The 8,694-nt window shown below is 70.8% G+C and carries 8 protein-coding genes; all 8 read left to right on the forward strand.

Features of this window, described 5'->3' with window-relative positions:
• The first annotated feature begins 3 nt into the window (after window positions 1-3).
• The 8 genes from ACQ5SO_RS16300 (at window position 4) to radC (ending at window position 8,219) form a co-directional block, all read left to right on the forward strand.
• Entirely contained in the window at window positions 4-1,485 is a 1,482-nt protein-coding gene (locus ACQ5SO_RS16300; RefSeq protein ID WP_430942686.1) for a sigma-54-dependent transcriptional regulator, read from the forward strand.
• A 50-nt stretch (window positions 1,486-1,535) separates the two neighbouring features.
• A complete protein-coding gene (locus ACQ5SO_RS16305) occupies window positions 1,536-1,865 on the forward strand; it encodes a HypC/HybG/HupF family hydrogenase formation chaperone (protein WP_430942687.1) in 330 nt (109 codons plus the stop codon).
• Window positions 1,862-3,010 carry a hydrogenase formation protein HypD gene (gene hypD, locus ACQ5SO_RS16310; RefSeq protein WP_430942688.1) on the forward strand — a complete coding sequence of 383 codons (1,149 nt, stop codon included), beginning with the start codon at window positions 1,862-1,864 and terminating at the stop codon, window positions 3,008-3,010. The genes ACQ5SO_RS16305 and hypD overlap by 4 nt, the downstream gene beginning before the upstream one ends.
• A complete protein-coding gene (gene hypE, locus ACQ5SO_RS16315; protein WP_430942689.1) occupies window positions 3,010-4,089 on the forward strand; it encodes a hydrogenase expression/formation protein HypE in 1,080 nt (359 codons plus the stop codon). Before hypD ends, hypE begins: the two co-directional genes overlap by 1 nt.
• Window positions 4,090-4,312: 223 nt before the next feature.
• Window positions 4,313-5,308, forward strand: coding sequence for an N-acetyltransferase DgcN (dgcN, locus tag ACQ5SO_RS16320; protein WP_430942690.1), 996 nt, complete (start codon window positions 4,313-4,315; stop codon window positions 5,306-5,308).
• Window positions 5,305-6,273, forward strand: coding sequence for an N-acetyl-D-Glu racemase DgcA (gene dgcA / locus ACQ5SO_RS16325; RefSeq protein WP_430942691.1), 969 nt, complete (start codon window positions 5,305-5,307; stop codon window positions 6,271-6,273). The genes dgcN and dgcA overlap by 4 nt, the downstream gene beginning before the upstream one ends.
• Before the next feature lie 19 nt (window positions 6,274-6,292).
• Entirely contained in the window at window positions 6,293-7,150 is an 858-nt protein-coding gene (locus ACQ5SO_RS16330) for a D-amino-acid transaminase (protein WP_430942692.1), read from the forward strand.
• A gap of 328 nt (window positions 7,151-7,478) precedes the next feature.
• Window positions 7,479-8,219: a RadC family protein gene (gene radC / locus ACQ5SO_RS16335; RefSeq protein ID WP_430942694.1), complete on the forward strand. Its 741-nt coding sequence runs from the start codon at window positions 7,479-7,481 to the stop codon at window positions 8,217-8,219.
• Window positions 8,220-8,694: the final 475 nt, after the last annotated feature.

Genomic DNA, 8,694 nt, shown 5'->3' on the forward strand with positions numbered 1-8,694 from the left:
GGGATGAGCGCCGCACGCCCCCCCTCGGTCCTGCTGGTCGATGACGAGCCGCGCTCGCTCGACGCCATGGAGATGGCGCTCGAGGAAGAGTTCGAGATCTTCCGCGCCGGCAGCGCCGAGGAGGCGCTGAAGATCCTCGCCGAGGAATGGATCCAGGTGGTGTTCTGCGACCAGCGGATGCCGGGCATGACGGGGGTGGAGCTGCTCTCGCGGATGCGCGAGCGCTGGCCCGAGACGATCCGCATCGTGGTCACGGGTTATACCGAGACCGACGACATGATCCGGGCGATCAACGAGGCGGGGATCTACCAGTTCCTGGCCAAGCCCTGGCACCCGGACCAGCTCTTGATGGCCGCCCGCAACGGCGCCCGGCTGTTCCAGCTTCAGCGCGACCATGACCGGCTGACGCTCGAGGCGCGGCAGCTGACGGGGACCGTCGAGACGCGGCTGGCCAAGCGGCGCGAGGCGGTCAAGCAGGGCTTCGGCTTCGAGCGCATCGCCATGGCGCCCGGCAGCCCGATGGAGGGGGTCTGCGCCGAGGCCGCGCGCATCGCCGCCTTCGACGTGCCCGCCCTGATCCTTGGCGAGACCGGCGTGGGCAAGGAGCTGATGGCCCGCGGCATCCACTATGGCTCCTTGCGCGCCGACCAGCCCTTCCACGCGGTGAACTGCGGCGCGATCCCGGATGAGCTGCTGGAATCCGAGCTGTTCGGCCATGTGAAGGGCGCCTTCACCGGCGCCCATGCCGCCCGCGTGGGCCTCCTGGAACAGGCCGATGGCGGCACGGTGTTCCTGGACGAGATCGGCGACACCTCGCCCGCCTTCCAGGTCAAGCTGCTGCGCTTCTTGCAGGAGGGCGAGATCCGCCCCGTCGGCGCCAACGGGACCCGCACCGTCGACGTGCGCATCATCGCCGCCACCAATCGCGACCTCGAGGCCGAGGCCGCCGCGGGGAGTTTCCGCGAGGACCTCTACTACCGCCTCGCCGTCAACCCGATCGAGGTGCCCGCGCTGCGCGACCGCCCCGCCGACATCCCGGCGCTGGCCGAACGGCTGCTCGCCCGCCTGATCGCCGCCCATGGCAAGAAGGCCGAGGGGATCGAGCCCGCGGCGCTCGAGTTCATGCATGCCTGGCGCTGGCCCGGCAACGTTCGGGAGCTGGAGAACGAGCTCTTGCGCCTGCTGATGGCCTGCGAGGATGGCTGGTTGCGCGCGAAGCACCTGAGCCCTCGCATCCTGCGCGCCGCGCCCTGCGCCGAGGAAGAGGACCAGGCCGCCGACCTCGCCGTCTCGGGGATCGGCACCTTGAAGGAGCGGGTGGAGCGCATGGAGGCGCGGATCCTGCGCGATGCGCTGACCCGGGCCGGGTGGAACAAGTCGCGCGCGGCCGAGGAGCTGGGCCTGTCCCGCGTCGGGCTGCGCGCGAAACTGGAACGCTACGGGATCGAGCCGCCGCTGCGCGCGGTCGGCCCGGCCGCGGAATAAGGCGCCAGAACAGGACCCCGGCGCCCGCGCCGCGAGGGAGGGAACACGACATGTGTCTTGGAATACCGGGCCGGGTGACGGCCATCGATGACGCGGACAACCTTGTCGGCACGGTCGACGTCTCGGGCGTGCGCCGCAAGGTCAACCTCGCCTGCGCCGTGGGGACCGGCGGGCCCGACGCGCTCGTCGGCAAATGGGTGCTGGTCCATGTCGGCTTCGCCATGTCGGTGATCGACGAGGCGGAGGCCGCCGCCACGCTGGAGGCGCTCGAAGCCCTCGGCGAGGCGATGGAGGAAATCGACGCGATCCAGGCCAGCAACGCGATGCTCGACGAAGAGCGCATCCGCGCCGAGGACGCCGCCAAGGGAGCCGCCGCATGAAATTCGCCACCGAATTCCGCGACCCCGCCAAGGCGAAATCGCTTCTGAAAGCCATCGAGGCCGAGCTGGCGAAAACCGACGCGACGCCCGAGAACCCGGTGCGCATCATGGAGATCTGCGGCGGGCACACCCACGCGATCTTCCGCTACGGCCTCGACAAGCTGACCCCGGACAGCCTCGAATTCATCCACGGCCCCGGCTGCCCGGTCTGCGTGCTGCCGATGTCCCGCGTGGATGACTGCCTCGAGATCGCCGAGCGCCCCGGCATGATCTTCGCGACCTTCGGCGACGCCATGCGGGTGCCGGGCACGCGCGGTTCGCTGATGACCGCCAAGGCGCGCGGGGCGGATGTGCGCATGGTCTACTCGCCCCTCGACGCGCTGGAACTGGCGCGGCGCAACCCGGACCGGGAGGTCTGCTTCTTCGGGCTGGGGTTCGAGACCACCATGCCTTCGACCGCGCTGACGGTGCAGCAGGCGGCGAAGGAGGGGCTGACCAACTTCACCCTGTTCTGCAACCACATCCTCGTGCCGCCGCCGCTCAAGGCGCTGCTGGATGATCGCTACATGCAGCTCGACGGCTTCGTCGGCCCGGGCCACGTGTCGATGGTGATCGGGGTGGAGCCCTACGAGTTCATCGCGAAGGAGTACGGCAAGCCGCTGGTGGTCGCGGGGTTCGAGCCGCTGGACCTGCTGCAATCGGTGCTGATGGTGCTGCAGCAGATCACCACCCAGCGCGCCGAGATCGAGAACCAGTACGCCCGCGTGGTCCCCGACAAGGGCAACCCGGCCGCCATGGCCGCCATCGACGACGTGTTCGAGCGGCGCGCGGCGTTCGACTGGCGCGGGCTGGGGGAGATCGACGAGAGCGGCGTGAAGATCCGGGCGAAATACGCCGCCTGGGACGCCGAGGAGAAGTTCGGCGTCGGTTATGCCGCCGGCAAGGGCTCGGGGCGCGAAGAGGCGCTGGCCGAGGGGTGCCGTTGCGGCGACGTCGTGAAGGGCATGATCAAGCCGACCGCGTGCCCCAAGTTCGGGCGCGAATGCACGCCCGAGACGCCGCTGGGCGCCCTCATGGTGTCCTCGGAAGGCGCCTGCGCGGCCTATCGGCTGTACTCGGGCATCCGGGAAGGGGAAGCGGCGTGATGGACGGATCCATGGAGAATTCGGGCGGCAAGACCGGCGCCTCGCGCGTCGACCCGGCGCGGATCACGGGCGAGGTGACGCTGGCCCATGGCGGCGGCGGGCGGGCGATGCGCGACCTGATCGACGGCATCTTCGCCGAGGCGTTCCGCAACCCCGATTTCTCGGACGAGGACCAGGCGCGGCTGGCGCCCCCGGCGGCGCAGGATGGCGGCCGCATCGCCTTCACCACCGACGGGTTCGTGGTGTCGCCCATCGAATTCCCCGGCGGCAATATCGGCGACCTCGCGGTCAACGGCACGGTCAACGACCTGGCCGTCGGGGGGGCGACGCCGCTCTGGCTGTCCTGCGCGGTGATCATCGAGGAAGGCTGCGACATGGCGCTCCTGAAGCGCGTGGCGGCCTCGATGCGCGAAGCGGCGGATGAGGCGGGCGTGCGGATCGTCACCGGCGACACCAAGGTGGTCGGGCGGGGGCATGGCGACGGGATCTACGTGACCACCTCGGGCGTGGGCGTCATCCCCGCGGGGGTGGACCTGGGCGCGCGCAACGTGCGGCCGGGGGACGTGGCGATCGTCAACGGCAAGCTCGGGGATCACGGGGCCTGCATCCTCAACGCCCGCGGGGACATGGCGCTGGAGACGGAGCTGGAGACGGATTGCCGCCCGCTCCACCGCGTCATGGCCGCCGCGATGGAGGCCGCGCCGTCCTTGCGCTGCGCTCGCGACGCGACGCGCGGCGGGCTGGCGAGTTCCCTCAACGAGATCGCCGCGGCGGCGGGGGTGCAGATCGACCTCGAGGAAACCGCCCTGCCGATCCGCGACGAGGTGAAGGGGATGTGCGAGATCCTCGGGCTGGACCCCCTCTACCTCGCCAACGAGGGCGCGCTGGTGCTGTTCGTGCCGGAGGCGGAGGCCGAGGCGACCCTCGCCGCCATCCGCGCGACGCCGGAGGGGCGCGAGGCCTGCATCGTCGGCCGCGCGCGCGAGGGCGTGGCGGGGCGGGTGGTGATGAACACCCTGTTCGGCGGCGGCCGCATCGTCGACATGCTGGCGGGCGAACAGTTGCCGCGAATCTGCTGAACGCGGCGCGAGGGGGCGGATTCGCGCGCAATCCTTCGACAGGCGCCAAGGCGCCGTCGAAGAATATTGCGCAGAATAGCCGTTTCGTCGAAGCGTCTTGATCCCGGACCGTCCGCGCCCCTCCGGCGCGGGCGGTCCTTGCGTTTTTCAGCGCCTTCGCAGCGCAACATTGACCGCGACCCTGCTCGGCCCCACCATTCGGGCAAGTTGAAAGGAGGCGACCATGCTGGAGAAACCGTACCTGCTGTTCCTCGGGGACGCGCCCGACCCGCTGGCCGCCAAGGTGGCCCAGGGCATCCGCGACTGGAACCCCGAGGCTGCGCTCGGCCAGTTCCGCATGGAGGGCTGCAAGGCCGACATGGGCCTGCCGGACATGACCATCGAGGAGGCCGTGGCCGCCGGGTGCAAGACCCTGGTCGTCGGCGTGGCCAACCGCGGCGGCATCATCTCCAGCCCCTGGATCGAGGTGCTGAAGAAGGCGCTGGCGGCGGGCATGGACATCGCCTCGGGCCTGCACAACCTGCTGCGCGACGAGGAAGAGCTGGTCATGGCCGCGGCCCAGCATGGGCGCAAGCTGCATGACGTGCGCATTCCCGAGGTGAAATACCCCATCGCGTCCGGCGTGCGGCGCAAGGGCAAGCGGCTGCTGGCCGTGGGCACGGATTGCTCGGTCGGCAAGATGTACACCGCGCTGGCGCTGTCGGCGGAGATGCAGGCGCGCGGCATGAAGGCCACCTTCCGCGCCACCGGCCAGACCGGGATCCTGATCACCGGCAACGGCGTGCCGCTGGACGCGGTGATCGCCGATTTCATGGCCGGCTCGGTCGAATGGCTGACCCCGGACAATGACGACGACCACTGGGACCTGATCGAGGGGCAGGGCAGCCTGTTCCACGCCTCCTATTCCGGCGTCACCCTGGCGCTGATCCATGGCGGCCAGCCCGACGCGCTGGTGCTGTGCCATGAGCCGACGCGGCCCCACATGCGCGGGCTGCCGGATTACCAGCTCCCGAGCCTCGAGCAGCTTCAGGATGCGGCGCTGATGATGGCGCGGGTGGTGAACCCGGACGTGAAGGTGGTCGGCATCTGCGTGAACACCAAGGCGATGTCCGAGGAAGAGGCGCTCGATTACCTCGCCGCCGTTGAAAAGCAGATGGGCCTGCCGACGGTGGACCCGGTGCGCACCGGCGTCGGGCGGATCGTGGACGCGCTGGCATGAGGCTGACGGCCGAAGCCGAGACGTTTCGACTGCGGGAGGTGTTCACCATCTCCCGCGGCTCGCGCACCGCGCAGGAGGTGGTGACGGTTCGGGTGTCTGATGGGGGCGCGCAGGGCTGGGGCGAGTGCACGCCTTACGCGCGCTATGACGAGACGGTCGCGGGCGTGATCGAGGAGATCCGCGCGCTGCCCGAGGCGGCGCTGACCCGCGCCGCGCTGGCCGAGGCGCTGCCCGCCGGGGCGGCCCGCAACGCCGTCGACTGCGCGCTGTGGGACCTCGAGGCCAAGCGGGCGGGGAAACCCGCCTGGGCGCTGGCGGGGCTGGCGCAGCCGGGGCCGGTGGTCACCGCCTACACCCTGTCGTTGGGCGAGCCGGAGGCGATGCGCGCCAAGGCGGCCGAACATGCCTGGCGCCCGCTTCTGAAGGTGAAGCTCGGCGGCGAGGGCGACATGGCGCGGCTCGAGGCCGTGCGCGAAGGCGCCCCGAAGACGAAGATCATCATCGACGCCAACGAGGGCTGGACGGCCGAGGAATACGCCGAGCTTGCGCCTGCGCTGCTGCGGCTCGGCGTGGCGATGGTGGAGCAGCCGCTGCCCGCCGGGGCCGACGGGATGCTGGGCGAGATCGCCCGCCCGCTGCCGGTCTGCGCGGACGAGGCCTGCCATGACCGCGCCAGCCTGCCGGGGCTGCGCGGCAAGTACGACATGGTGAACATCAAGCTCGACAAGACCGGGGGCCTGACCGAGGCGCTGGCGCTGCGCGATGCGGCGCGCGCCGAGGGCTACCAGGTGATGGTCGGCTGCATGATGGGCACCTCGCTGGCGATGGCGCCCGCGGTGCTGGTGGCGCAGGGGGCCGAGATCGCCGATCTCGACGGGCCGCTGCTGCTGGCCGAGGACCGCGAGGCGGCGCTTGAGTATGACGACGCGGGGGTGCATCCGCCCGCGCCGGCCCTCTGGGGCTGAGAGAGAGAAGGAGCGCGGCATGTCCCGCATTGTTTATGTCGACGGCGAATACGTGCCCGAGGAAGAGGCGAAGGTCTCGATCTTCGACCGCAGCTTCCTGATGTCGGATGGCGTCTACGAGGTCACCACGATCCTCGACGGCAAGCTGGTGGAGTTCGACGCGCATTACCGGCGGCTGGGGCGCTCCTGCGCCGAGCTGAAGATGCCGGCGCCGATGCCCGAGGCGGAGCTGATCGAGGTGCATCGGCAGCTGATCGAACGCAACGGGCTCACGGAGGGGATGATCTACCTCCAGTGCTCGCGCGGGTCGGACGGGGACCGCGATTTCGGCTGGTCCGAGGGGATCAAGCCCACCTGGGTGCTGTTCAGCCAGGCCAAGGCGATCATCGAGAGCCCGCTGGCCAAGCGCGGGGCCAAGGTGATCACGGCTCCGGACCTGCGCTGGGGGCGGCGGGACATCAAGACGGTGCAGCTGCTGTACCCGTCGCTGATGAAGATGGAGGCGAAGGCGGCCGGGGCGGATGACGCCTGGCTGGTCGAGGACGGGTACGTGACCGAGGGGACCTCGAACAACGCCTGGATCGTGAAGCAGGACGGCACGCTGGTGACGCGGCACCTGTCGAACGAGATCCTGCATGGCTGCACCCGCGCCGCGGTGCGCGAGCAGGCGCTCGGCGCCCAGATCGCGGTGGAGGAGCGGGCCTTCACGGTGGAGGAGGCGCAGGGGGCGGCCGAGGCGTTCATCACCTCGGCGTCGTCCTTCGTGACCCCGGTGGTGGAGATCGACGGGGTGGCGATCGGGACCGGCGCGCCGGGGCCGATGGCGGCCCGCCTGCGCGAGCTTTACATCGCCGCGAGCCGCGCCGCGGCGAAGTAAGCGCGCGTCATCGTGGTTTGTGGGGGGCGCGTCGCGGGGTGCGGCGCGCCCCTTCTGTTTGCGGGCATGCGGCCCTGCCGCCCTTGCGGGCGCCGGCGGCCCGCCCGCCCGCGCTGACGCGCGACAGCCCGCGGGCGGCGCGCGGATCTCCGTTATTCCCCCCCCTGTGGTGAAGGTTTGTTAACCAAGCTTGCCGAAGCTGGCGGCTGATGTTTTCCCGCAGGGGGAGGGTTCAGCCATGTCAGACCGACCGCGCCGCGCCGCGCTCCAGGGCCTCGCCGAGGCGCCGCTGCCGGGGTTGCTGGCGGCCGAGGACGAGGCCGCGCTGATGGCCGCGCTCGACAAGGCCGAGGCGGCGGCGGACGCGCCCGCGCCGACGCCTCGCAAGGAGCCGATCCCCGACCAGCTGGGCCACCGCGCCCGGCTGCGGGAGAAGTTCATGCGCGCAGGCCCGGCGGCCTTGCACGATTACGAGCTGCTGGAGCTGGTCCTGTTCCGCGCCATCCCGCGGCGGGACGTGAAGCCGCTGGCCAAGCGGCTGCTGAACGCCTTCGGAGATTTCAACCATGTCGTCGCCGCCGCCCCGCGCCGCCTGGCCGAGGTGCAGGGCGTCGGCGACGCCGTGGTGCAGGAGTTGAAGATCGTCGAGGCCGCCGCCCACCGTTTCGCCCAGGCCCAGGTCCTCCACCGCGACGCGATCACCAGTTGGGAGGCGCTGGAGACCTATTGCCGCCAGCGCATGGCGCATGAGCCGATCGAGCAGTTCCGCATCCTGTTCCTCGACCGCAAGAACATCCTCGTGGCCGACGAGGCGCAGCAGGTCGGCACCGTCGACCACGTGCCGGTCTATCCGCGCGAGGTTGTCAAACGCGCGCTTGAGCTGAACGCGAGCGCCATCATCCTGGTGCACAACCACCCCTCGGGCGATCCGACGCCCTCGGACGCCGACGTGGACATGACCGGCCGCATCCAGCGCGCCTGCGCGGCCGTGGGGATCGCGGTGCATGACCATATCGTGGTCGGCAAGGACCGGGTGGCGAGCTTCCATGCGATGGGGTTGATCGACTGACGGCGGCTTTGGGGCGGCCGCTGCGGGGTGCTTCCGCCCCCCGATCCCCCCGACCAGGGGGTGACCCCCTGGACCCCCTTGTCTTCGTTCGCTGACTCAAGGGAGACCGGCGTGCCTCTCCGCGCGAGGGCTGGGGGCGGGTCAAGGATCGCGGAGCGACCCGCGAAGCGGGCTTGTCCTTGATGCGGCCGCAGCCCGACCCATGCTTGGGATTGCGACCTGAAGGGAGGTTCCTCCCTTCAGGCGCTTCAAAGCAGGATCCCTTCGGTTCCCCTAAAAGCCCTGATCTGCCGTTCCAGGCGACGCTCCGACGCGCCACGCCTCAACCGGGCGCCCGGCCGCGGGATGGAGAGGGGGGAGCGCGAGGGGGGGGGGGGAGGGGGGGTGGACCCCTCCCCCCCCCCCCCCCCCCTCCTCCCCCCCCCCCCCCCCCAAACAAACACACCCCCCCCCTCAAACCCCCCCCCCCCCCCCG

Source organism: Rhodovulum sp. DZ06, from assembly GCF_050586345.1.
Classification (GTDB): Bacteria; Pseudomonadota; Alphaproteobacteria; order Rhodobacterales; family Rhodobacteraceae; genus JBOCEF01.

Excerpts from the sequence above, each read along its gene's own strand:
- ACQ5SO_RS16300 (WP_430942686.1), top strand. The coding sequence starts at position 4 with ATGAGCGCCGCACGCCCCCCCTCGGTCCTGCTGGTCGATGACGAGCCG.
- ACQ5SO_RS16305 (WP_430942687.1), top strand. The coding sequence starts at position 1,536 with ATGTGTCTTGGAATACCGGGCCGGGTGACGGCCATCGATGACGCGGAC.
- hypD (WP_430942688.1), top strand. The coding sequence starts at position 1,862 with ATGAAATTCGCCACCGAATTCCGCGACCCCGCCAAGGCGAAATCGCTT.
- hypE (WP_430942689.1), top strand. The coding sequence starts at position 3,010 with ATGGACGGATCCATGGAGAATTCGGGCGGCAAGACCGGCGCCTCGCGC.
- dgcN (WP_430942690.1), top strand. The coding sequence starts at position 4,313 with ATGCTGGAGAAACCGTACCTGCTGTTCCTCGGGGACGCGCCCGACCCG.
- dgcA (WP_430942691.1), top strand. The coding sequence starts at position 5,305 with ATGAGGCTGACGGCCGAAGCCGAGACGTTTCGACTGCGGGAGGTGTTC.
- ACQ5SO_RS16330 (WP_430942692.1), top strand. The coding sequence starts at position 6,293 with ATGTCCCGCATTGTTTATGTCGACGGCGAATACGTGCCCGAGGAAGAG.
- radC (WP_430942694.1), top strand. The coding sequence starts at position 7,479 with ATGGCCGCGCTCGACAAGGCCGAGGCGGCGGCGGACGCGCCCGCGCCG.